This is a genomic window from Sphingobacterium sp. UBA7855 (assembly GCA_002500745.1).
Taxonomy (GTDB): Bacteria; Bacteroidota; Bacteroidia; order Sphingobacteriales; family Sphingobacteriaceae; genus Sphingobacterium.
The window spans coordinates 186,485-209,849 of the sequence record DLST01000017.1 but is presented as its reverse complement, the minus strand read 5'-3'; the positions used below and the strand labels follow the sequence as shown (position 1 = coordinate 209,849).

At 39.2% G+C, this 23,365-nt stretch carries 22 protein-coding genes; 9 read left to right on the top strand and 13 right to left on the bottom strand.

The window, feature by feature from the left end; genetic code table 11:
* The first annotated feature begins 100 nt into the window (after positions 1-100).
* The 3 genes from B2107_RS16130 to B2107_RS16120 all read left to right on the top strand — a co-directional run bounded on the left by B2107_RS16130 (position 101) and on the right by B2107_RS16120 (position 3,355).
* A complete protein-coding gene (locus tag B2107_RS16130) occupies positions 101-1,414 on the top strand; it encodes a murein hydrolase activator EnvC family protein (protein ID WP_293956683.1) in 1,314 nt (437 codons plus the stop codon).
* A 92-nt stretch (positions 1,415-1,506) separates the two neighbouring features.
* Entirely contained in the window at positions 1,507-1,704 is a 198-nt protein-coding gene (gene tatA / locus B2107_RS16125; protein ID WP_209581473.1) for a twin-arginine translocase TatA/TatE family subunit, read from the top strand.
* 184 nt (positions 1,705-1,888) lie between these two features.
* Complete coding sequence (locus tag B2107_RS16120; protein WP_293956681.1) at positions 1,889-3,355, top strand: LysM peptidoglycan-binding domain-containing protein; 1,467 nt, start codon at positions 1,889-1,891, stop codon at positions 3,353-3,355.
* 9 nt (positions 3,356-3,364) lie between these two features.
* Here B2107_RS16120 and B2107_RS16115 read toward each other — a convergent pair whose 3' ends face one another.
* Positions 3,365-3,877, bottom strand: coding sequence for a phosphoribosyltransferase family protein (locus B2107_RS16115; RefSeq protein ID WP_293956680.1), 513 nt, complete (start codon positions 3,875-3,877; stop codon positions 3,365-3,367).
* 106 nt (positions 3,878-3,983) lie between these two features.
* The gene (locus B2107_RS16110) at positions 3,984-4,565 is read right to left on the bottom strand and encodes a C40 family peptidase (RefSeq protein ID WP_293956679.1); all 582 of its coding nucleotides are present in this window, start codon (positions 4,563-4,565) and stop codon (positions 3,984-3,986) included.
* 535 nt (positions 4,566-5,100) lie between these two features.
* Here B2107_RS16110 and thrA point away from each other — a divergent pair.
* From thrA to B2107_RS16085, 5 genes are all read left to right on the top strand, one after another.
* Entirely contained in the window at positions 5,101-7,548 is a 2,448-nt protein-coding gene (gene thrA, locus B2107_RS16105; RefSeq protein ID WP_293956677.1) for a bifunctional aspartate kinase/homoserine dehydrogenase I, read from the top strand.
* 87 nt (positions 7,549-7,635) lie between these two features.
* Positions 7,636-8,592, top strand: a complete 957-nt coding sequence (locus B2107_RS16100) for a homoserine kinase (RefSeq protein WP_293956738.1) — start codon at positions 7,636-7,638, stop codon at positions 8,590-8,592.
* 132 nt (positions 8,593-8,724) lie between these two features.
* Entirely contained in the window at positions 8,725-10,032 is a 1,308-nt protein-coding gene (gene thrC / locus B2107_RS16095; RefSeq protein WP_293956676.1) for a threonine synthase, read from the top strand.
* A gap of 161 nt (positions 10,033-10,193) precedes the next feature.
* Entirely contained in the window at positions 10,194-11,381 is a 1,188-nt protein-coding gene (locus B2107_RS16090; protein ID WP_293956675.1) for a class I SAM-dependent rRNA methyltransferase, read from the top strand.
* 66 nt (positions 11,382-11,447) lie between these two features.
* Positions 11,448-12,644, top strand: coding sequence for an MFS transporter (locus B2107_RS16085; protein WP_293956674.1), 1,197 nt, complete (start codon positions 11,448-11,450; stop codon positions 12,642-12,644).
* An 81-nt stretch (positions 12,645-12,725) separates the two neighbouring features.
* On the opposite strand, the gene B2107_RS16080 is transcribed toward B2107_RS16085, so the two are convergent.
* From B2107_RS16080 to B2107_RS16030, 11 genes are all read right to left on the bottom strand, one after another.
* Positions 12,726-13,487, bottom strand: a complete 762-nt coding sequence (locus B2107_RS16080; RefSeq protein ID WP_293956673.1) for an SGNH/GDSL hydrolase family protein — start codon at positions 13,485-13,487, stop codon at positions 12,726-12,728.
* Between the two features lie 52 nt (positions 13,488-13,539).
* Positions 13,540-14,727 carry an aspartate aminotransferase family protein gene (locus B2107_RS16075; RefSeq protein ID WP_293956672.1) on the bottom strand — a complete coding sequence of 396 codons (1,188 nt, stop codon included), beginning with the start codon at positions 14,725-14,727 and terminating at the stop codon, positions 13,540-13,542.
* Between the two features lie 61 nt (positions 14,728-14,788).
* A complete protein-coding gene (locus tag B2107_RS16070; RefSeq protein ID WP_293956671.1) occupies positions 14,789-15,208 on the bottom strand; it encodes a hypothetical protein in 420 nt (139 codons plus the stop codon).
* A complete protein-coding gene (locus B2107_RS16065) occupies positions 15,208-16,161 on the bottom strand; it encodes a hypothetical protein (protein WP_293956670.1) in 954 nt (317 codons plus the stop codon). Before B2107_RS16065 ends, B2107_RS16070 begins: the two co-directional genes overlap by 1 nt.
* Positions 16,162-16,194: 33 nt before the next feature.
* On the bottom strand, positions 16,195-16,740 hold the full coding sequence (locus B2107_RS16060; protein WP_046671841.1) for an RNA polymerase sigma factor: 546 nt from the start codon (positions 16,738-16,740) through the stop codon (positions 16,195-16,197).
* A gap of 21 nt (positions 16,741-16,761) precedes the next feature.
* Positions 16,762-17,715, bottom strand: coding sequence for a transketolase family protein (locus B2107_RS16055; protein WP_293956669.1), 954 nt, complete (start codon positions 17,713-17,715; stop codon positions 16,762-16,764).
* Position 17,716: 1 nt separating this feature from the next.
* Positions 17,717-18,565 carry a transketolase gene (locus tag B2107_RS16050; RefSeq protein ID WP_293956668.1) on the bottom strand — a complete coding sequence of 283 codons (849 nt, stop codon included), beginning with the start codon at positions 18,563-18,565 and terminating at the stop codon, positions 17,717-17,719.
* Between the two features lie 284 nt (positions 18,566-18,849).
* Complete coding sequence (locus B2107_RS16045) at positions 18,850-19,404, bottom strand: NifU family protein (RefSeq protein ID WP_293956667.1); 555 nt, start codon at positions 19,402-19,404, stop codon at positions 18,850-18,852.
* Between the two features lie 73 nt (positions 19,405-19,477).
* Positions 19,478-20,827 carry an adenylosuccinate lyase gene (gene purB, locus B2107_RS16040; protein WP_293956666.1) on the bottom strand — a complete coding sequence of 450 codons (1,350 nt, stop codon included), beginning with the start codon at positions 20,825-20,827 and terminating at the stop codon, positions 19,478-19,480.
* A 128-nt stretch (positions 20,828-20,955) separates the two neighbouring features.
* The gene (locus B2107_RS16035) at positions 20,956-21,180 is read right to left on the bottom strand and encodes a hypothetical protein (RefSeq protein WP_209581634.1); all 225 of its coding nucleotides are present in this window, start codon (positions 21,178-21,180) and stop codon (positions 20,956-20,958) included.
* Positions 21,181-21,325: 145 nt separating this feature from the next.
* Positions 21,326-21,550: a hypothetical protein gene (locus B2107_RS16030; RefSeq protein WP_209581520.1), complete on the bottom strand. Its 225-nt coding sequence runs from the start codon at positions 21,548-21,550 to the stop codon at positions 21,326-21,328.
* Between the two features lie 398 nt (positions 21,551-21,948).
* Here B2107_RS16030 and B2107_RS16025 point away from each other — a divergent pair, with 398 nt between their 5' ends.
* Positions 21,949-23,298 carry an acyl-CoA dehydrogenase family protein gene (locus B2107_RS16025; RefSeq protein ID WP_293956665.1) on the top strand — a complete coding sequence of 450 codons (1,350 nt, stop codon included), beginning with the start codon at positions 21,949-21,951 and terminating at the stop codon, positions 23,296-23,298.
* The last annotated feature ends 67 nt before the right edge of the window (positions 23,299-23,365 follow it).

Here is a 23,365-nt window from a genome sequence, read left to right as displayed (position 1 = left end):
TCTATATCCTTTAGATTTATTACTTTCGCAATTAGTTTGCTAAAGTAGATATGAAGTCATAAGTTAGAAAGATGGCAAACACAACAAAATAGTACTGTAAATGAAGTTTAAAAAGACAATACTTGGTATAGCTGTTTTCCTATTCATGATTGGGATTTCATCGGCACAAACTCGAGCTGAACTTGAAAAGCAACGTGAAAAGCTCAATCGTGAAATTGCTGAATTACAAAATACGGTCAAAGAAATTGCAAAAGAAAAATCATTGACCCAACAACAAGTGACAGCATTGAGTAAGCAGATTAATTTGCGCGAGCAGAAGATAAATACCATTACTTCCGAAGTAGCTGTAATTAATAGACATATTAATGCCAACACGGCTGCAGTGAGTAAATTAAAGGCCGAATTGGAGAAGATGAAACGTGACTATGAGAAAATGGTTATGTTTGCTTTCAGAAATCGGAATGCATACAATAAATTGATGTTTATTTTTGCATCGAAAGATTTCAATCAAGGGTTTAGAAGAGTAAAGTATTTACAACAATTCAACGATTCTAGAAAGCTGAAAGCAGCTGACATCGAAAATACCAAGAAGCAGATCGAACAGAAAATTGCTCAGTTGCAAGCTGACCGCAACAAACAGGTTGCTTTAATGAAAGAGCAGGAAAATGAGAAGAGAACCATATCGCAACAAAGATCCGTTTATTCAGGGCAATTAAGTGAATTGATCGTTACAGAGCGTGGCGTGAAAAAAGATATTACGCAAAAACAAAAAGAGGAGCGTCGTATCAATGCAGCCATTAAGGAAATCATTAGAAGGGAAATTGAGGCTGAACGTCGCCGGGCTGAAGCTGCGCGCCGTGCGGCTGAAGCTGCAGCTGAGCGAAACCGTAAAGCAAATGAGCCTACAACGAATACAAAAAATAAAAATGCCGCAAGTTCAAAAAGCAGCAATACCGCGCGAAAATCAGATTCTGAAGTCTTACGTAGCACACCGGAAGCTGTTAAGCTTTCGAATGATTTTAGATCTAATCGCGGTAGTTTACCTTGGCCTGTTTCCAATGCGAAGGTTATGCAAGAGTTTGGTTCAGAAAGTGTGGGTAGAAATGTCAATTGGGATCATGAGACGGTTAAAATACAAACCTCGAGCGGTGCAGCTGTGAAAGCAGTATTTAATGGAGAAGTGTTAAGTATAGTTTCAATGATGGGGCAGCGTATTGTCATGATTAAACATGGGGAATACTTCACAGTGTATATGAATTTGGCAGGTGTAAGTGTTTCAAAAGGACAAAAAATAAGCACAGGTCAAACCATAGGAACAGCTGACGTCGACTCAGATACTGGGGTTCCGATGGTAGAGTTTTCTGTATTACAAGGAACGACACCACTCAACCCGATGTCATGGTTGGCTAGATAAGAAATAATTACTATATTTAATAATTATCCTTACATTTGTAAGGAGAGCGAGAAATTTAGTTTAAAAGAATTGAAAAACAAGAAATTATAGTTATGTCAACATCATTATTAATCATGGGAATCGGGGGGCAAGAGTTAATTGTCATTGTAGTAATATTGTTACTATTATTTGGTGGCAAGAAGATTCCCGAATTGATGCGCGGGTTGGGTAAGGGCGTTAAGGAATTTAAAGATGGCCAAAAAGAGGACTCTCCAACAGAGAAAAAAACTGAGGTAGAAGATAATAAATAGGGGAAGTTTAGATCCCATATAGCATGGATACGATTTTGCGAGGAGCAAAATCGTATTTTGTTTTATACTCGACCTAAAGCTCAATAGGGCGAAAACCATTTTTATACTAAAACCCATTTCTAAGCGTTTAGATTATTGTTGATTTTTCAGTAGATCAATCAAACTCGGATTTAACAGTAAATTTATGATCGGAAAACAGGCGTTAATTTCATTACTCGGAGGGGTATGCTTTGTGCTACCGCTTAAGGCCCAAGAAAGCGCTGTAGAAGGTATGAAAGAAGCAGCACAAAACTTCTTTCAAAAAAGCATCGAAAAGGAAAAACAGGAGATTTACCAATACCTAGATAGTATAAAATCTACGGGGAATAACGGACAGCAGCATTCGGAAATAACAGATGAAGATATACAGCTGGTTCGGAAATTGAAGGCAATAGAACGGGAGGTCCCGCTAGACTACTCTCCTCGAGTAAAAGAACTCGTGGCGAAATACACCTCAGACAATTATAATCCTTATATGTGTAGAATGATGGGATTAGGACAATACTATTTTCCATTGTTTGATAAAATTTTGGATGAGGTAGGCGTACCACGCGAACTTAAATACCTAAGTGTAGTTGAATCATCCCTAAATCCGCGCGATATTTCCAGTGCAGGAGCGACAGGTTTATGGCAGCTAATGTATTATGAAGCCAAAACTTATCACCTAACTGTAGACAGTTATACCGACCAGCGTATGGATCCGATCGCTTCCAGCTATGCAATCGCAAAGATTTTAAAAGAAGCCTATGAGGAATATGGCGATTGGCTACTAGCAATAGCATCCTATAATGGTGGTAAAGGAGCTGTTAGCCGCGCAATTCAACGCTCAGGAAAGGATAAGGCAACTTTTTGGGATGTTGCACCTTATTTGACACAACAAACTCAAAACTATATCCCTAAATTTATCGCTATGACCTACGCGATGAAGTATGCAGATGAAAATAATATCAATGCGGCAGATACCGAACTTTCATTAAGAACGCAGATCTTGGATATCAATAAACGAATTTCATTGAGCCAAATAGCAGATGCATTACAGGTGTCCAAAGAAACATTACGCGCATTAAATCCTAGTTTTAAGAAGAATGTATTAAATGGTACCGAGGATGCCCCGTTGCGGTTAGTTTTACCTGTAATCGACAAGAAAATCGCTATAGAAGAGTTATATGCAGCACTCAATACGCCAGTGGCCCCTTCAAATGCAATCCAAAATGAAAACCTAGTGCAGACCCTACTCAACGGAAAGTATAAAGTGAAAGTTGGCGAAACATTCGCTACCATTGCTGATAAGTTTGACGTGACAGTTCAGGATATAAAATCGTGGAATAATCTGCGCGGTAATCAAATTGTTCCTGGTCAAAACCTACTAATAAAGAAGGAGGATGATTTTGTAAATGCAAAATTAGCCCGTAATACAGAACGATCTGCAAAGAAAAGCCAGCAGCATGTAGCCAATACCGTACGTACAGCCTACTATGTCGTAAAGAAAGGCGATACATTATCTGAGATTGCAGATAAAAATGGTACTTCAGTGGGGCGGCTTAAAAGTGAAAACAATTTGAGCGGCAGCCGGATAAAACCAGGTATGAAATTAAAAGTCTCAAAAAAATAATAGCATGGTTTAAATTAACCATGCTGCATCCTCTTCATTGTCAAATTCTTCGAGCGTAACAGTGACGTGTTCCCGTAATATCGTGGAAAGCTTTGTACCATAGTAATCGCTAAATATTGGGAACTTATGGTGGCTTCTATCAATTAATACAGCAGTTCTCATTTTTTTTAGCGGTACATTCAAAAATACCCCTAGCCCATAAGCTAGTGCCCTGCCACTATTGAGTACATCGTCCACAAGGATAATAGTCTTGTCTTTTGCGATGTCAACAGCTAAGTCTGTGTTTGCGCTCAATGACCTGCTGGTCTTGTTCATTGTAACCTTAATCAATAGAATCTCTTTGTCCGAAATGTCCTGCAAAATTGCTTGAAGACGTTGAGCAAATACATAGCCCCGGTCAGCAATACCTACCAATACAAGCGTTTCATCTTCAAAATTGTCTTCCAATATTTGATAGGCAATCCGAATAGATTTTTGTTTTATTTGTTCTTTATTTAAGATAAGCGTTTTCTTTGAAGACATAATAGTATTTCCAATGATTATTGGGTAAAAATAGGATATTATATTGTATAAAAAAAGTCCAAAACGAGTAAACGCTTTGGACTTTCTGCGAGTGAATCTACTCTAATTAATTCAATTTATTATCTTTCTCTGCTTTGATTATCTCCGCAGTAAGCGTTCTATTATCTTCTGGTAAGCGACCTCCGTTGTAATAATAACGTCGCCAGTATGGCTCATCTAGGTTGCTGATCATGACACCTTTACTAGAAGATGCATGTGCAAATTTATTATCTCCGATATAAACCCCTACATGGGTAATACTTCTACTTCTTATTTTGAAGAATACCAAATCACCAGCTTTAAGCTGATTCTTCTCGACAGTTTTTACTTGAGAGTACTGATTTCTGCTATTATACCCCAGCGATGTGTTGAACACTTTGTCGTATAATTCGTAAGAAAATTTTGAACAATCAATGCCTCTCTTTGAATCTCCTCCTAAACGGTAAGGAGTACCTAGCCATTCATAAACAAATTGATAAAGTTTGGTGTTTGTTGTTGCTGATACTGCAACTCCCATGATTTGTGAAAAGTATTCCTTCGCTAAGTTGTCAGGATCTGATTCTGGTTTGGAGTTTCTGTTGGTTTGTGCCTGCGACACTAGACATAAGCCGATAAATAGCATTGACGCTATAAATTTCTTTGTTTTCATTAAATCGCTTTTTTGTACAACATTTAACTTTTAAAAATTGAATACTGTCATCTATTTTGGACAGCACTGTTGCGAATATAATACAATAACAGTTCAAGGTCAAATTTATTTTCACGTATTTAACGAAATTTTAACAATTTTAACATCTTCAAGGATGTATTTATACCTGTTGAGAACGATTTTATCTGATGAGTTCCCGTATTTATCAAGAGTGGCACTTAGGCGATTTCCACATGCTTACATGATGATAAAATACCACCTCAATGAGGGTGTTGTTGTGAATCTTAAAAAAAATATTAATTTTCTTTGGTAAAGTGTTAATATTTGTTCTATATTTACAAAACATAATTAAAAGCAATGAACACCACTTCAATTATTACGTCGATTATTATTACCACCGGGATAAAACTCAGGAGGAAGTAGTTTCATTGTATATAATTGTAGACACAATATTTAGAAGCGCTTTCCTCAAAACAGGAAAGCGCTTCTTTTTTATCGCAAAAATCATCAATCTAAACAAACAGTATAAAGTAGCATGAAAGTCTTAAAATTTGGAGGTACATCAGTCGGTACTGTAGAAAGCCTAAAGGCAGTCCTAGGCATCGTAAAAAAATCGTATGATGCAAAGGAAAAACCATTGGTTGTGTTGTCAGCTATGTCGGGTGTGACAAATTTGCTCACTCAGTTAGCTGAGGACGCTGCAGAAGGAAAATCCTTTTCAGAGGGACTGAAATCCCTGGAAGATAGACATTTTGCCGTAGTGAAGGAACTTCTGGCTGTAAAATATCAAAATCCTGTATTTACGAAGCTGAAATTATTTTTTAATGAAATAGAAGACCTTCTTCAAGGAATTTTTGCACTAAAAGAGCTGAGCTATCAAAGCAAAGATTTAATCTTAAGCTACGGCGAGCGCTGTTCGAATTATATGGTATCTAAAGTGATGGAACAATATATACCAGAATCTTTATTTGTGGATGCTTCTCATTACGTGAAAACTGATTCGAACTTTGGCAATGCGCATTTAAATGAAACATTGACCGAGCAATTGGTGAAATCACTATATATATCACATGGCGATAAATTATTGTTTGTGACGGGTTTTATCGGTAGTAATGAAAACGGGCGTATTACCACTTTAGGAAGAGGCGGTTCAGATTATACAGCCGCTATCTTCGGATCCATATTAGACGCGGCAGCCATTGAAATTTGGACAGACGTAAATGGCATGTTGACAGCAGATCCCCGCATTGTAAAAAAAGCTTTTTCATTACCTGTTTTATCATATACCGAGGCCATGGAATTGTCTTACTTTGGTGCTAAGGTGATTTATCCTCCTACCATGATCCCTGCTTTCTTAAAGAAAATTCCGATTGTGATTAGAAATACCTTTGAGCCTGATTTTTCCGGAACCGTCATTCAGTTTGATAGCGGCAAAACAGCGCTACCAATAAAAGGAATTTCCTCTATATCGGATATTTCGGTTATCAATCTAAGTGGTTCAGGTATGATCGGCAAGTCGGGCTTTAGTGGAAGGCTTTTTACCTTATTGGCTAGAGAGCAAATCAATGTTGTGTTAATTACACAGTCATCTTCCGAACATAGCATCACATTTGCTGTAAACCCATCTGATGCCAAACGCGCGATACAATTGATCGAAGTGGAGTTTGAATTAGAGATCCAGGCCAATAAACTCATCGTGCCAGCGATTGAAGATAACCTTTCAGTCTTAGCCATCGTTGGCGAAAATATGAAAAAGACACCTGGTATGTCCGGTCGATTATTTGCTGCGCTAGGAAGGAATGGCATTAATGTTCGCGCTATAGCACAGGGCTCATCTGAATACAATATATCTGTTATTATAGGTAAGGAAGACCTGTCGAAGGCACTTAACGCTGTACACGACGCTTTTTTTGCTGAACTAAAGAAAACCCTTCATGTGTTTAATATCGGTACGGGTAACATCGGCGCAACTTTATTTAAACAGTTGGAAAATCAACATGATTTCCTACTGGATAAAAATGATATCGAAATTAAAGTCGTCGGAATTTCGAATAGCCGTAAGATGCTTTTTAATACCGAAGGTGTTGATTTAACTAATTGGTCTAATGAACTCGACAAAAATGGAAATGAATCAGACTTGGCCCTGTTTATCGACCGGATGAAGGCACTCAATCTGCCCAATTGTGTTTTTATAGATAATACCGCGAGCAAATTACCGGCAACCTATTATGAAGATATCTTTAAATCCAATATTTCGATCGTTACCTGCAATAAAATTGCGAACTCAGGTAAGTATGAGCAATATAAAACACTCCGCGATACCGCTCATCGTCACGGTGTAGACTTTTTTTATGAAACAAATGTAGGCGCCGGACTACCAATCGTCCGCGTACTCAAAGACTTGATGTTGAGTGGTGATCGCATCGTCAAGATAGAAGCTATTTTATCTGGAACAATCTCGTATATCTTCAACAATTTTAAAGCTGATGCTTCTTTTTATGATGTTGTTAAACAAGCACAGGAACTAGGATATACTGAACCAGATCCAAGGGATGACTTAGGCGGTATTGATTTTATGCGTAAAATGCTCATATTAGCTAGGGATGCCGGATATCCTGTCGAAGCCGAGGACGTAGACCTAGGTTCAATACTTCCGCCGGCATGTTTGAAAGCTGATTCCGTAAATGCGTTTTACGAAGAATTGCAGCGCGAAAATGATTATTTCGAAGCCATGAAGCAGAAAGCGGAAGATGAAAATAAAGTAATACGCTACATCGGAAAATTGGAAAATGGAAAAGTATCCATTGCGATTCAGTTCGTTGATGAAAACCATCCTTTCTATGCATTATCGGGTAGTGACAATATTATATCATTTACAACAGAGCGCTATAAAGAACGTCCTTTAGTAGTAAAAGGTCCGGGGGCTGGGGCGGAGGTAACAGCTGCTGGTGTATTTGCCGATTTGGTCAATGTTGGAGCATAAATACGATTCAAGGAAAATAACAATTACGTGATGGCTAATAATTTAAATGTAGAATATCTGAAAGATAAGATTATAAATTTAGACAGCATGCTGTCCGAAGTTCGTGTCTTTGCACCTGCAACTGTCGCCAATATGATCTGTGGTTTTGACATACTGGGCTTTGCGGTTGAGGCGCCAGGCGACGAGGTAGTTATGCGACGCACAGCACAACCCGGTGTAACTATTCGTAAAATTACAGGCGACGATGGAAGATTGCCGCTCGATCCAGGTAAAAATACCGTTTCTGCCTGTGTCCAGTATTTATTACAGGCGCTGAATATTTCTTCAAAGGTCGGTGTGGAAATTGAATTACATAAACATATGCCTATCGGATCGGGATTAGGTTCTAGCGCAGCCAGCACCGTGGCAGGGCTTTTTGCCATCAATACTATGCTGGGTAACCCCTTGACAAAAGAGGAATTATTGCCATTCTGTGTCGAAGGCGAGCGCTTGGCCTGTGGTACGGGGCATGCTGATAATGTGGCCCCGGCACTCTATGGAGGCATAACGTTAATTCGGGGAAATGAGCCTTTGGATGTGATATCTATACCTTCTCCTAAAGAACTTGTCGCTGCAGTCGTTTTTCCACAGGTCGATGTTCCCACACGCGATGCTAGGCAACTTATTAAGGATAAAGTACTGTTAAAAGACGCCGTCACCCAGTGGGGTAATATCGCGGGATTGGTAGCTGCTTTGTTCAAAGAAGATTATGATCTTATTGCACGAAGCATGAAAGATGTTCTTATCGAACCGACCCGAGCTATTTTAATCCCCCAATTTTATGAAATGAAAGAGATTGCTCTAAAACACGGTGCCTTAAGTTTTGGTATTTCTGGCTCCGGACCATCAGTTGTGGCAATAACGCGAGACGAGAAAATAGCAGAGGATATCGCAGACAAAATTCAGACTCATCTCAAAGAAAACGAAATTGATAGTTTTGGATATGTTTCTCGTGTTAATGTAGAAGGTCCCCGAATATTAGATCAGAAGTTATTTACAGCATAGAGGCCTATCGAATCTAAGGTCAATCCATATTTTAACGCTTAAAAAGATAACAAAGTGAAATATCCATGTGAAAATATCAATTTAAATTAAAACAGGATGTTTCATATGGCGTTTAAAAAAAGAATATTACATATGAAATTTTATAGCACAAATAATAAAACATTAAAAGTTTCCTTTAAAGATGCGGTCTTCAATTCGCTACCAGCAGACAAAGGATTGTATATGCCGGAAGCGATCCCTCAATTGGATCCATTATTTATTAAGAATATTCAGCAGCATTCTTTACAGGAGATTGCATTTGAAGTCGCTTACACGCTCTTGGGGGATGATATTCCCAAAGAAGATTTAAAGCAAATCGTGAACGACGCGATTAACTTTGATGCTCCCGTAAAATTTTTGACCGACAACACAGCTGTGCTCGAACTTTTCCATGGGCCTTCTTACGCCTTTAAGGATTTTGGGGCTCGATTTATGAGCAGAGTAATGGGGTATTTTTCGCAGACGGATGACAAATTACTGGATGTGCTTGTTGCGACCTCTGGTGATACTGGTGGAGCTGTTGCCTTGGGATTTTTGGGTGTTGAGGGAACGCGCGTAACCATCTTATACCCCAAAGGTAAAGTGTCCGAGGTTCAGGAATTGCAATTGACTACAAATGGACAAAACATTCGTGCAATTGAAGTGGAAGGTACATTTGACGACTGCCAGGCATTAGTGAAACAGGCTTTTAATGATTCCGAACTAAATGCCGTCTTACGCTTGACTTCAGCCAATTCAATAAATATAGCACGATTAATACCCCAGACATTCTATTACTTCTATGCGTACGCGCAATTGAAGTCGCAAGGAATCAATGAGGTCGTATTTACAGTGCCGAGCGGTAATTTTGGTAATATTGGGGCAGGCCTATTAGCATATAAAATGGGGTTGCCTGTCAAACATTTTGTTGCGGCAACAAATGTTAATGATACCGTACCCAGATTCCTTTCATCAGGTTTATATGAACCCCTGCCTTCAGTACAAACATTGAGCAATGCGATGGATGTTGGAAACCCGAGCAACTGGGTTCGTATACAGGATATCTTTGGAGGAGATGTGAACGAATTAAAAAGTATGTTATCTTCCTATACTTTTACAGACGAAGAAACAGAAAGAGGAATGCAGAAGTTATTTGAAGAATCGAACTATATCGCCTGTCCACATACAGCAATTGCATGGCTTGGCGCTCGTGCTTATGCAAATGAATATCCTGGTCACTATGCTTCGGTTTTCTTATCTACTGCTCATCCCTGCAAATTCCCTGATGCAATCGCTGCAGATGTGTTTGAAAAGATAGTTCTGCCTAAAGGAGCAGAAGATTTGCAAGGAAGGGAAAAGTTAGCTGAACCTTTAAAAGTCGATTTCGAAGCATTTAAAAAATATCTAATCAACCATAATTAATCGTGAGGGCTCCTTTAGGAGCCCTTTTTGCTTTCATTAACAAATAGCGGTTCTTTTATACGTAAGGAATAATTTAAAAAAAGTACGACCTGTTTAGAAAGAGCGATGTTTATCCAGAAAGTTTCGTCACGATGTCGAATTAATACGTTAATTTTGCAGTAATGAAATCAGTTTATTTGAATAAGGGTAAGGATAAAGCTGCGTGGCAATTGCATCCTTGGGTATTTTCTGGAGCAATTAAATCATTGTCCGATAAAATTGAAGATGGCGAAGTTGTTGGTGTTTACAATGCTGAACGTGAATTTATTGCCTATGGTCTATTTCACAATAGCTCGCGCGTAGCCATTCGTTTATTGGAATGGAATCCTCAAACGCAGATTGACGCAGCGTGGTGGCGTTCACGCGTCCAAAAGGCTATTGCGGCACGACAGCATCTATTGCAGAAAGATGTGACGAATACTGTTCGTTTAATCTTTGCTGAAGCAGATTTTCTTCCTGGACTTATTGCAGATAAATATGCAGATTTTATATCTATCCAGGTTCACTCCGTTGGGCTTGAGAAAGTTAAATCAATTATTATCGATGAATTGAATGTTCTGCTGCAGCCGAAGGGAATTTATGAACGTAGCGATCTGAAATCCCGTGAACATGAGGGACTACCCGATACCAATGGGCTTTTGTATGGAGAACTTCCACCAGAATTTGTTGACGTTGTCGAAAATGGTATCCATTATAAGGTGAACATTATTGATGGACAAAAATCCGGATTCTATTGCGATCAACGAGAAAACCGTCAGCTCACAGCCAACTACGTTTCGAATAAGCGAGTCCTGGATTGTTTTTGCTATTCGGGTGGCTTTACATTGAATAGCCTGAAAAACGGAGCATCAGAAGTAATTTCCGTAGATAGCTCTGCGCTGGCTATTGAAACCCTGGAAAAGAATATTATTGAAAATGGATTTGAACCCAGTCGGCATAGAGCAATATTGGCGGATGTAAATAAGCAATTACGCAAATTTATCGATGCGGGGGAAAAATTTGATATGATAGTCTTGGACCCGCCTAAGTATGCACCATCACGATCAGCCTTGGAAAGAGCATCTCGAGCCTACAAAGATCTCAACCGCCGCGGTTTGATGTTGTTAAATAGTGGTGGTTTGTTAGCAACATTTTCTTGTTCAGGCGCGATGGATATGGATACCTTCAAACAAGTGCTTGCTTGGGCAGCGTTGGACGCAGGTAAAGAAATTCAGTTCATCAGACAGTTCCATCAACCTGAAGACCATCCTGTGCGCGCCTCTTTTCCCGAAGGAGAATATCTGAAAGGATTGTTGGTCCGCGTATTATAATTTATTACATGGAGATAATTTGGGTTGGTTTGCGAAAACCAACCTTTTTAATTTTTAAACAACGTCATGATACAAGAAAAATCGAGTAGACCTATCTTTTCAATTTTATTTGCCGTAAGCATGGTGCACCTTTTGAATGACATGATTCAGGGAGTGATACCAGCGACATATCCCTTGCTCAAAGAAGAACATCATCTGAGCTTTTCGCAGGTTGGGATGATCACAATGGTTTATCAGATAGCAGCATCAATATTCCAGCCTGTTGTGGGCTCATTTACAGACAAACATCCTGTTCCATATTCGCAGATTATCGGAATGTCTTTTTCTCTGCTTGGTATGCTTTTATTTTCAAAAGCAAACAGTTATGAATGGATCTTATGTTCTGTCTTTCTCGTGGGGGTTGGATCCTCAATTTTTCATCCCGAATCGTCTCGCGTAGCTTACATGGCGTCAGGTGGAAGAAGGAGTATGGCGCAATCTATTTTTCAGATCGGTGGAAATGCGGGGACGGCTATGGCCCCAATTATTGTCGCCTTTTTGATTTTACCGAGAGGACAGCAGGCAATCGCATGGATGTGCTTATTCACAATCATTGGCCAATTTATATCTTATTATATCGGGAGTTGGTATAAAGAAAAGCTTCGAAATACAGCTAGATCGACGAAGCGAGCGATACGCGTGCCAGATTTACCCAATGGGCGTATCGTTATGACTGTGATTATCCTCCTACTGTTGATCGTATCAAAATATTTCTATATCGCAAGTATCACAAATTACTTTCAGTTTTATACCATCAAGAAATTCGGAATCAATGAAGTGGAAGCACAAGTCTATCTATTTTATTTTCTGATAGCCGTTGCGGTGGGAACCCTACTTGGAGGAGCATTCGGCGATCGATTTGGCCGAAAATATGTTATCTGGTTTTCTGTATTGGGCGTTGCACCATTTGCATTGGCATTACCGTATGTCGGACTTACTATGACAGGGATATTGATCGTCATGATCGGATTAATTTTATCATCAGCTTTTCCAGCGATTATTGTTTATGCACAGGAGCTATTGCCGAAAAAACTAGGCATGGTTTCAGGTTTATTTTACGGCTTTGCATTTGGAATGGGCGGAATAGGATCAGCTGTGCTAGGTTGGCAGGCAGATCACACTTCTGTCGAGTTTATTTATCACTTATGCTCTTATCTTCCCTTGATCGGTATCGTAGCTTATTTTCTTCCCGATCTGCAAAAAACGCAATACAAAGAGATTTAAACTTGAAAATAAACAATAGGCAATTGTGTCGTCTGTTAAAAATAGCGAGCGAATGTGCAGTACGCTATCCGCTCGCCATTTTTATTTAATGCATTCCATCCATGCCGATGCCATCATCTGTGCGCCAGCAAGTGTAGGGTGAACACCATCTGCTGCCCAGTAGGCGCCAGGAGCATTCTTTTGAGCATTATCAAATATTTTTTGATAGGGAATTAAGATCCCCCCAAATTCTTTTGCTATATCACGGGCAGATTCTTGATAAGCCAAGAACTTTGGATACCAAGCATCAGTAATATGGCCCACCCCTTTGACAGCAAAGGGCTCTCCAATGATGAGTTTGACATTTGGAAGCTTTTGTAGCGTCTCCTGCAATAACTGTTGATATTGGGATTTATATTCATCAACTGTAGTTTTTGCTCCCCGATCAATCGTGCGCCAGAAGTCGTTTACACCAATCAGAATACTCAATACGGTTGGTTTAATGGCCAATGTGTCTTCCTGCCAACGCTTCTGTAGGTCCGGTACACGGTTGCCACTGATCCCTGTGTTATAAACTTTGAGATTCTTTGCTGGATATTTATTTAAAAGTTGACTAGCAGCCAATAAAGCGTAACCGTGACCCAACGCACCAGTGTCATTGGCATTCCTGTTATTCCTATCCCGACCCACATCTGTAATGGAGTCGCCCTGAAATAAAATAATGTCGTCATTATTTAAACTTATTTTTGACGCACTGGCTGTTGATTCATGGGCGAAAACTTCGTTTCCTAGTAAACTGGCGCTACTCAAAAGACCGGTGCCAAGGATACTTTTCTTGATAAATGATCTGCGGTTCGTATTCATTATTAGGTTTTTGTTTATTATGAGGATTTATTATGTTTAAAGTTACATACTTTTAAGCATACTTTTCCAAACCTTTTATAAGGATGTTACACGCTTTTTCGATTTCAAGTTCGGTAATCGTCAATGGCGGAGCTACACGCAGGGCTGTTTCACAATGCAGATACCAATCAATCATTACCCCATTCTCAGCACAGAACTTGCTCACATTGTAAACCTGATCAAAAGAGTGCAGTTGAAGACACATCATAAGACCTAATCCGCGAATTTCTTTGATCGCAGGGTGATTGAGCTTTTCTTTGAATAAAAGAGCTTTGCGCTCTACCTGCTCAACTAAATTTTCTGTTTTGATGACCGCTAACGAAGCGCGAGCCGCGGCGCAACTCACAGGGTGGCCACCAAAAGTGGTGATGTGCCCAAGCATAGGATGATCTTTAATAACATCCATCACTTCCTTTGCTGCAACAAAAGCACCCAAAGGCATACCGCCACCTATACCTTTGGCGAGCATCAAGATATCCGGAACAATACCAAAATGTTCAAAAGCGAAAAGACGGCCTGTCCGGCCGAAACCAGTTTGAATCTCATCAAAGATCAGTAAGGCACCAGTTTCATCACAGCGTTTTCTGACGGCTTGCATATAAGCGATGTCTGGTACCCGAACACCAGCTTCCCCCTGAATAGCTTCGAGTATAACAGCAGCAGTTTGTTCCGTAATCTTTGTTAGGTCTTCCAGCTCATTAAACTCGATAAAATCTATTTCGGGTAGGAGAGGAGCATAGGCGTGACGATACTCGTCGTTTCCGATCAGACTGAGTGCACCCTGTGTGCTGCCATGATAGGCTTTTTTTGCAGCGATAATCTGCCTCCGGCCAGTATATTTCTTCGCTACTTTCATGGAACCCTCTACCGCTTCAGTTCCGCTGTTAGTGAAGTAAACAGATTGAAAATGAGCAGGGAGCTCAGCGAGTAATTCCGTTGCAAACTGCACTTGAGGAACCTGCACAAATTCACCATAAACGGTAACATGTAAGTATTTATCCAATTGTGATTTTATGGCCTCCAACACTTTTGGATGACGATGGCCTATATTGCTTACATTAAACCCGGAGACCAAATCCATATATTCATCTCCATTGGGGCCATAAAGGTAAACACCTTCAGCCTTTACCACTTCAACCAGTCTAGGGGAGCTAGATGTTTGAGCAGTATTCATTAAAAATAATTCTCTGTTGCTTAACATGATTTTACAAATGTCCGAAAATAAAAAAGAAGTCTTTAAGACTTCTTTTTTATTTTCAAGATTATTTTCTTCTATTCTGCAGAGACTTGTAAAGATGTTCCCTAAATTCTTGCTCAACTTCGAAAAATTGCGATGCCCGCGCGGTGCCTATCACTTTGGCAAATTTAGCCCGGTATTCCTTTTTGATTTCCACTTCCTTCGCATCGTATTGTAATATATCTCTCGAACCATTTCTAAAGCTGTTTTTAGGAGCACCACTTAACTTTTCTTTTCTGATATCCCAAAGTGTCTGACTATACTCGTTATAGAGTGGGAAGAATTGCTGAGCCTCTCTTGTCGTCAAACCTAGTTCTTTAGTAATGTAAGCTATTTTTTCATTTTCTATAGCTTGAAATCGATTTTTGTCTTGTGCAAAGCTCAAGGCAATAGAAAATATACTAAAGAACAATGTTATCCATATGTATTTTTTCTTGAACATCATTATAAGGTATAATTTAGATAATCTTCTATTTCTTGTTTAGATAAATTGCTGCCAAATCCCTTAGTAGGGAGATTAGCTTCATCAGTATACTGAGACATATATATCATATCATCACCAGACGCTGAAGCCGCAAGGTAATTGATGATTTCTTGCTTAGGAATTTCAGATAAATGCTGGCTCAGTTGCTCCTCTGTGATACCATCTCCAGCAACAGCATCTTGTGGTAGATATTGATATCCCCAATATCCCCCGATACTCAGCATCGCCGCAAAAGATGCAGCAACAGCGTAACGAGCATACCATTTTTTCGGTTTGCCTATGCGATGGATAGGTGTAACATCTTTTTCAACCTCCTGAACAGCGTTAATAATTCTATCTGAAAGATTCTCAAAATAATGTGGGGGTACATCAAAGTTGGTAGTACCGACAGTTTCTCTTAATTTTTCTTCAGCAATTCGCGATAAAATAGTCGATTCAAGGGTTTTCTCATAGTCCACTGGTGCCACAAATCCGTCTGTAAGAACTGCATCCTTCAATTCACGTTCAGCTATCCGCGAAAAAATAGAATTTTCAAGGATGCGGTTGTAATCATAAGGTATAGCAAAACCATCAGATGAAACTTTTTCTTTTAATGCGTCTTCTGAAATTTGGCTGAGAATAGATACTGAAAGTTCCGAACTATAATTTTCAGGAATTTCGAAACCATCCTTAATAACGAGACTCTTTAAATTATTTTCCGCGATTTTACACATAATGGTCTCAGATAGGTTGTCAAAATACCCTTCTGGAACCTCAAAGACGGTGTCTTTGCTTTCAACCAATTTGACTTGCGTAATTATTTTTGATTCTAGATCATTGAAATAATTTTCTGGTAAGCCAAATGGATTTTTACGCAAAGATGCTGGAAGATTGTTAGGCTCCAGCCCATCGTGATATGTGCCATTTTCCTTCATAGTATCTTTTAGAACCCGATTTAGCCAAAAGGTTTAATCATTGTTGTTAAAAAAAGCTTCAATTTTTTTGACGGCTAAATGATATGAAGCTTTAAGCGCTCCAACACTTGTTCCGAGAACTTCTGAAATCTCTTCATATTTCATGTCTTCAAAATACTTCATATTGAAAACCAATTTCTGTTTCTCCGGCAAGGTCAACAGTGCCTGTTGTAATTTCATTTGAGCTTTGTCGCCGTTGAAGTAGTTGCCATCAGCAAGTGTTTCAGCCAAATAAGCAGTCGTGTCGTCATCCAACGACACGTTCTGCTTTTGTTTTTTCTTATTTAAGAAGGTGATGCATTCATTTGTTGCAATGCGATAGAGCCAAGTATATAGTTGAGAGTCTTCTCGAAAGTTTCCAAGATTCTTCCATACTTTCACAAAGATATCCTGTACAACATCGTCCGCATCGTCATGATCGATGACCATTCTTCGCACATGCCAATAAATCTTCTGTTGATATTTCTTCAACAATAAACGGAAAGCTTCTTCTCGCGTACTCTCTTCAGCGAATTTTGCTATAATTAAAGCGTCATCCATATATTGACCTGCGTAGTATTGTTATTTTCTTTTGATTACTTTTTGAGCCGCTGCAACAATAGCCGCTGCATTCAAACCGTATTTCTCCATCAATTGAGCAGGAGTACCTGATTCCCCAAAACTGTCATTGACAGCAACATACTCTTGTGGAGTAGGTAACTCCCTTGTTAGTACCTGAGCCACGCTATCACCTAAACCACCAAGACGATTATGCTCTTCTGCCGTTACCACACATTTCGTTTTGGCAACAGATTTCAAAATAGCCTCCTCATCCAAAGGTTTGATAGTATGGATATTGATAATTTCGGCGTTAATGCCTAATTCCGCCAATTTCTCACCAGCTTGGATAGCTTCCCATACAAGATGACCTGTAGCAATAATCGTAACATCCGTTCCTTCATTTAATAATATTGCCTTACCGATCACAAATTCTTGATCAGCAGGAGTGAAGTTAGGAACCACAGGACGGCCAAAACGCAAATAAACTGGACCTTCGTATTTAGCTACTGCAATAGTAGCCGCTTTTGTTTGATTAAAATCGCAAGGATTGATCACCGTCATTCCTGGTAGCATTTTCATCAAACCAATATCTTCTAAGATTTGGTGAGTTGCACCATCTTCACCCAATGTCAAGCCCGCATGCGATGCAGCAATTTTTACATTTTTGTCAGAGTATGCGATCGATTGGCGAATTTGATCGTAAACACGGCCAGTAGAGAAATTTGCAAACGTACCCGTGAATGGGATTTTACCGCCAATAGTCAACCCGGCTGCAATACCCATCATATTTGCTTCCGCAATACCGATTTGGAAAAAGCGCTCTGGAAACTCTTTAATAAAATCGTTCATTTTTAATGAACCAATCAAATCGGCACATAACGCAACCACATTTTCATCTTGCTTTCCCGCTTCCAATAAACCCGCTCCGAATCCTGAACGTGTATCTTTTGACTCTGTATAAGTATATTTTTTCATTCTAGTAATCTCCTAAAGTTTCTGTAAGCTGATTCAACGCCGACGCCAATTGTTCGTCACTTGGCGCAACACCATGCCATTTGTGAGAACCCATCATAAAATCAACACCGCTACCCATTTCAGTATGCATCAGAATAATGACTGGTTTGCCTTTTCCTGTACGTGATTTAGCTTCTGCTAAACCTGTAACAACAGCATTCATGTCATTGCCTTTAGCAATTTCCATCACATCCCAGCCAAAAGCTTCCCATTTTGCACGAAGATCACCAAGAGATAATACTTGATCTGTAGATCCGTCAATTTGCGCTTTGTTGTAGTCAACAGTAGCAATCAAATTGTCTATTTTGTTGTGTGGCGCATACATTGCAGCTTCCCAAACTTGGCCCTCCTGCAATTCACCATCACCCATTAATACATAAACTAGATTATTGTCTTTATTCAATTTTTTTGCCTGTGCGGCACCAATTGCAACAGATAATCCTTGGCCCAAAGATCCCGAAGCAATACGAATGCCCGGAAGGCCCTCGTGTGTTGTTGGGTGACCCTGAAGTCTGGAATTGATTTTTCTGAACGTTGCTAATTCGCTCACTTCAAAATATCCCGCATGTGCCAATGTACTATAAAATACAGGAGAGATGTGTCCATTTGACAGGAAGAATAGATCTTCTCCTTTTCCATCCATGTCAAAGGAAGGATTGCGTTTCATTGCATTGAAATAAAGCGCCACAAAGTAATCTGTACAACCTAACGAACCACCTGGGTGTCCTGATTGACAAGCGTGTACCATACGTACGATATCACGTCTTACCTGTGATGCAATTTGTTCTAGTTTGATAATATCTGCACTCATTTTTTTTGTTGGTTTCACAATTGGTCGTAAAGTTAACTATTTTTAAGCTAGATGCTTGTTAAAAAATGAATTTATATTGACTTATAACCGAATCTCAAGCCGCTTTAGAAAAATGTTCGCAGGATAACACTTAAAAAATGCTGTTGTAGCCAGGGAGTTTTGCCTACCTGACCAGTATATCGATACGCTGGATATTTTCAGACCTTTTGCATTACCGGACATAAAAAAAGGATTCAGCATTACTCATGCCGAATCCTTTTTTTATTATAAGTGTGAAGCTGAGATTACATGGCTTCAGCAACAACTTCAGTCACTTCCGGAACCATGCGCTTCAACAATCCTTCAATGCCTGCTTTTAAAGTAATTGTAGATGATGGACAACCGCTACAAGAACCCTTGAGTTCAACCGTCACCACACCTTCATTAAATGATTTATAATGTATAGCACCGCCATCCTGTTCAACAGCAGGTCGCACATAATCGTGTAAAACTTGTTGTATCTTAATTTCAGTTTCGGTGCCCTCAAAATCCACTTCTGTGTCGTGGTGTACCGTTTTTACAGCAAGTTCAGACTCTACAGCCCCTTTTACAAAATCTTTCAACAAAGCTTCAACGTCTTCCCATTCTGCATCTTCCGTTTTGGTAATAGTAACGAAGTTACTCGCGAAAAATACACCATTTACAAAATTAAATTTGAATAATTCAAGTGCAAACGGTGAATCTTGTGCTGCCTCTTTATTTGGAAAATCCACACTACCGTTGATCAATAACTTATTGACCAAAAATTTCATGGTTGAAGGGTTGGGTGTAGATTCTGTATATACGTTAATCGTAGCCATGTATTATCTATTTTTTATTCTAAGCAAATATATATCAAAAGGAGCTTTATTAAGGTCATTTATAAGTAAAAGCTTATAAAGTGACACCCGTATAGTTAGCAGGACTGATCGCTTTCAGTTCTGCTTTAACTTTATCGGAAACATGAAGCTGATCGACAAACGTTGCGATTGTCTCTTTCGTTACCCGCGTGTTTGTGCGTGTAAGATCTTTCAGAGCTTCGTACGGTTTTGGATAGCCTTCTCTTCTTAATATGGTTTGTAATGCTTCGGCCACAACAGCCCAGTTATTTTCAAGGTCATCAGCCAATGCCTGTTCGTTTAAAATCAATTTACGTAAACCTCTCAATGTCGATTTAACGGCAATGAGCGTGTGCGCAAATGGAACACCAATATTACGTAAAACTGTCGAATCTGTTAAATCACGCTGAAGACGTGAAATCGGTAATTTAGCGGAGAGATGCTCGAAAATAGCATTTGCGATGCCCAAATTTCCTTCTGCATTTTCAAAGTCAATTGGGTTGACCTTATGGGGCATAGCAGATGAACCGATCTGTCCTGCAGTGATTTTTTGTTTAAAATAATCCATCGAAATATAAGTCCAGATGTCACGGCATAAGTCGATTAGGATATTGTTTATGCGTTTTAAAGCATCGCAACTCGCCGCAAAATTATCGTAATGTTCAATTTGCGTTGTGGTTTGTGATCGGTCTAAACCCAAGACATTGTTGACAAAATTATTTCCAAAATTGATCCAATTGGTTTCCGGGTAAGCAACCTGATGCGCATTGAAATTACCTGTTGCGCCACCAAATTTGGCGGAATATGGAACTTGGTTGAGTAGTTGTAACTGTCGCTCTATTCGTTCAATAAAAACATAAAACTCTTTGCCCAATCGAGTTGGAGATGCTGGCTGTCCATGGGTACGGGCCAACATCGGAATACCTGCCCATGTCGTCGCTAATGATTTTAATTCATGAAGTAACTCGTTAATCGCTGGCGAGTAGCTTTCTTTTATGGCTTCTTTCCAAGAAAGCGGAATAGCTGTATTATTGATATCTTGGGAAGTTAAACCAAAATGAATAAATTCAAGGTAGTCTTGTAGGCCTAATTTTTCAAATTGGTCTTTTAGAAAATATTCAACGGCTTTAACATCATGGTTCGTAACTTTCTCTGTGTTTTTGATCCAAATAGCATCTTCCTCAGAAAAATTCCTATAAATATCACGCAATTTCTCATTTAGACTTTTGTCAAATTGTTGCAATTGGGCAATACCTGATTCACCTAATGCAATAAAATATTCCACTTCTACGCGTACGCGATATTTTATTAAAGCAAATTCAGAAAAAAATGCTGAAAGTTCATGAGTGTTATTGTAATAGCGTCCGTCGATAGGAGTAACTGCTGTTAAAGATGATAAAGCCATAGATTGAATGATTTTTTGGCAAAGGTAAAAAAATGCTTGGAGCTTAGCAATTTAATTGGCACAGATATAAAAAAAGCCTCCTTAGTGAAGGAAGCTTTTTTATAAAGTCTAAATTCTATTTCAGAAAATTAGTGAGCAGCTTTAGTTGAATCAACTTTAGCCTCAGCTGAATCTACAGCTGATTTTGCTGAATCCACAGCAGTTTTTGCTGAATCTAATTGTGTGTTAGCTGAATCTAAAGCAACATTAGCTGAATCAGTAGCAGCATCAGTTGTTTTACCAGTTTCACCACATGATGCGAAAGCTAATGTTAAAGCTAAACCTAAGAAACCGAATTTGAATGCGTTTTTCATTTTATTAAAATTAAATATTTTTAAATCTTGTTATTTAGGGGTTAATACCGTTATATTAAAAAGGTAACCCCAGATTTTTCTCTTTTTGAAAAAAGAAAGACCTTTTGTTAAAAAAGGCCTTCCAAAAGCTTTATTCAGTCCTAAATTATTTTTTAGTAGCAGCTGAATCAACTTTAGCAGCAGCAGAATCAACTTTAACAGCAGCTGAATCTACGTGGTTAGCAGCTGAATCCAAAGTGTTAGCAGCTGAATCAACTAAAGCAGAAGCTGAATCTGCAGCACCTTCAGATTTTTTCTCTGAATTGTTACAAGATGCGAAAGCTACAGTTAAAGCTAAACCTAAGAAACCGAATTTTAATGCGTTTTTCATTTTCTAATTTTCTAATTTAAATTGAAATAATTTTCTTTTTCATCTGTTAATACACGTAACCAAAAAAGGTAACCCAAAAAATAATCTTTTTTTAAAATTTTATATAAATAGCTGATTTTAAGATGTTTAATTTATTTAAAATAAAATGCTATCCCAAAAGTCTCGGCTTGTGTCATCCCTTAGCTTAACAAGGGCTAAGAAAGGGTGATCGTTGTGCCGTTCTTGTGTGTTTGTTGTGCTGAGCTTGTGTGTTTGTTGTGCCGTTCTTGTGTGTTTATTGTGCTGAGCTTGTGTGAACTTATTTTTAGCCAGTCTGGGGATAAGATGGTACTGATAACAAACAATTTTCGATTATTTTGCTTATTTTAAGAAGTAAACGCTTAAAAAGAAATTGCAATATGTTTGATAAAGTAAAGAATATAATGGATTTGGCAAAATCAATAGACTTTGGCAAATTGGAAGAAATATCGAAGAAAGTGGATTTGGGAGCAGTAATGGATGCTGTATCAAAAATGGATGATAAACAGCTGCATGGTTTAATGAAAATGCTGAGTGCAGGAAAAGAGAAAAAAGAATTACCTCCTATTAATGGTGACTTCTATGCGATGGATAGTAAATTGAACGATACCGACCGAGCTTTACAATTGAAGGTGAGAGAATTTATGGAGACCGAAGTCAAACCAATAGTCAATAAATATTGGTTGAGAGATGAATTTCCTTTCGAAATCGTACCCAAACTAGCAGCTTTAAATATTTGCGGCTATACATACAATGGGTATGGCTGTATGGGCGGAAGTTCTTTGATGGAAGGAATTATAGCAGCTGAGATAGCGCGTGTGGATGCTTCTGTAGCAACATTCTTTGGGGTACAAAGTGGTTTAGCAATGGGGTCAATTTATCTTTGCGGATCTGAAGAACAAAAGCAAGAGTGGTTGCCCAAGATGCAGCAGATGCAGGTGATAGGCGCTTTCGGATTAACAGAACCTGAAGTCGGCTCGGGAGCCGCGGGCGGATTGACGACAACTTGTAAAAAAACAAGCGAAGGGTGGGTTTTGAATGGTCAGAAAAAATGGATCGGAAATTCCACTTTTTCCGATCTCACAATTATATGGGCTAGAGATCTCGATGATGGAGAAGTCAAAGGTTTTATTGTACGGAAGGATAACCCAGGTTTTTCTGTCGAAAAGATCAAAGATAAGATGGCATTGCGTATTGTTCAGAACGGCCTTATTACTTTAAATCATTGCATCATTCCTGAAAGTGACCGCTTACAACAGGCAAACTCCTTTAAAGATACAGGTAAGGTTCTTCAGATGACGCGGGCTGGAGTCGCCTGGATGGCTGTGGGCTGTGCTAGAGGAGCCTATGAAAATGCATTGGATTATACCCGAAAAAGGAAGCAGTTTGGTAAGCCAATCGCCTCTTTTCAGCTTATTCAGAATCACCTGGTTGAAATGTTATCCAATTTGACCGCTATGCAAACGCTAGTCTTTAGGTTGTCTGAACTTCAGGACAAAGGCGATTTAAGAGATGAACATGCTTCGCTGGCAAAAGTGTTCTGCTCTTTGCGTACGAGAGATATTGTTTCCAAAGCCCGTGAAGTGATGGGGGGCAATGGTATTTTGTTAGAGTATAATGTCGCGCGATTTCTGGCGGATGCAGAAGCAATTTATTCCTACGAGGGAACAAAAGAGATTAATTCACTCATTGTTGGTCGAAGCATAACGGGATTTAGTGCTTTCGTTTAGCCGCCTTCCGGCTAGCTTTCCGTTTCCCGCTGTAGAGAATGACTAAAAAGGGCTTTGTTAGCAGCAA

Coding starts and splice junctions, on each gene's coding strand:
- B2107_RS16080 (WP_293956673.1), bottom strand. CDS start 13,487: ATGAATACGAACCGCAGATCATTTATCAAGAAAAGTATCCTTGGCACC.
- tatA (WP_209581473.1), top strand. CDS start 1,507: ATGTCAACATCATTATTAATCATGGGAATCGGGGGGCAAGAGTTAATT.
- B2107_RS16035 (WP_209581634.1), bottom strand. CDS start 21,180: ATGAAAAACGCATTCAAATTCGGTTTCTTAGGTTTAGCTTTAACATTA.
- B2107_RS16070 (WP_293956671.1), bottom strand. CDS start 15,208: ATGATGTTCAAGAAAAAATACATATGGATAACATTGTTCTTTAGTATA.
- B2107_RS16110 (WP_293956679.1), bottom strand. CDS start 4,565: ATGAAAACAAAGAAATTTATAGCGTCAATGCTATTTATCGGCTTATGT.
- B2107_RS16085 (WP_293956674.1), top strand. CDS start 11,448: ATGATACAAGAAAAATCGAGTAGACCTATCTTTTCAATTTTATTTGCC.
- B2107_RS16090 (WP_293956675.1), top strand. CDS start 10,194: ATGAAATCAGTTTATTTGAATAAGGGTAAGGATAAAGCTGCGTGGCAA.
- B2107_RS16115 (WP_293956680.1), bottom strand. CDS start 3,877: ATGTCTTCAAAGAAAACGCTTATCTTAAATAAAGAACAAATAAAACAA.
- B2107_RS16025 (WP_293956665.1), top strand. CDS start 21,949: ATGTTTGATAAAGTAAAGAATATAATGGATTTGGCAAAATCAATAGAC.
- B2107_RS16075 (WP_293956672.1), bottom strand. CDS start 14,727: ATGTTAAGCAACAGAGAATTATTTTTAATGAATACTGCTCAAACATCT.
- B2107_RS16050 (WP_293956668.1), bottom strand. CDS start 18,565: ATGAGTGCAGATATTATCAAACTAGAACAAATTGCATCACAGGTAAGA.
- thrA (WP_293956677.1), top strand. CDS start 5,101: ATGAAAGTCTTAAAATTTGGAGGTACATCAGTCGGTACTGTAGAAAGC.
- B2107_RS16045 (WP_293956667.1), bottom strand. CDS start 19,404: ATGGCTACGATTAACGTATATACAGAATCTACACCCAACCCTTCAACC.
- B2107_RS16100 (WP_293956738.1), top strand. CDS start 7,636: ATGCTGTCCGAAGTTCGTGTCTTTGCACCTGCAACTGTCGCCAATATG.
- B2107_RS16060 (WP_046671841.1), bottom strand. CDS start 16,740: ATGGATGACGCTTTAATTATAGCAAAATTCGCTGAAGAGAGTACGCGA.
- B2107_RS16065 (WP_293956670.1), bottom strand. CDS start 16,161: ATGAAGGAAAATGGCACATATCACGATGGGCTGGAGCCTAACAATCTT.
- B2107_RS16120 (WP_293956681.1), top strand. CDS start 1,889: ATGATCGGAAAACAGGCGTTAATTTCATTACTCGGAGGGGTATGCTTT.
- B2107_RS16130 (WP_293956683.1), top strand. CDS start 101: ATGAAGTTTAAAAAGACAATACTTGGTATAGCTGTTTTCCTATTCATG.
- purB (WP_293956666.1), bottom strand. CDS start 20,827: ATGGCTTTATCATCTTTAACAGCAGTTACTCCTATCGACGGACGCTAT.
- B2107_RS16055 (WP_293956669.1), bottom strand. CDS start 17,715: ATGAAAAAATATACTTATACAGAGTCAAAAGATACACGTTCAGGATTC.
- B2107_RS16030 (WP_209581520.1), bottom strand. CDS start 21,550: ATGAAAAACGCATTAAAATTCGGTTTCTTAGGTTTAGCTTTAACTGTA.
- thrC (WP_293956676.1), top strand. CDS start 8,725: ATGAAATTTTATAGCACAAATAATAAAACATTAAAAGTTTCCTTTAAA.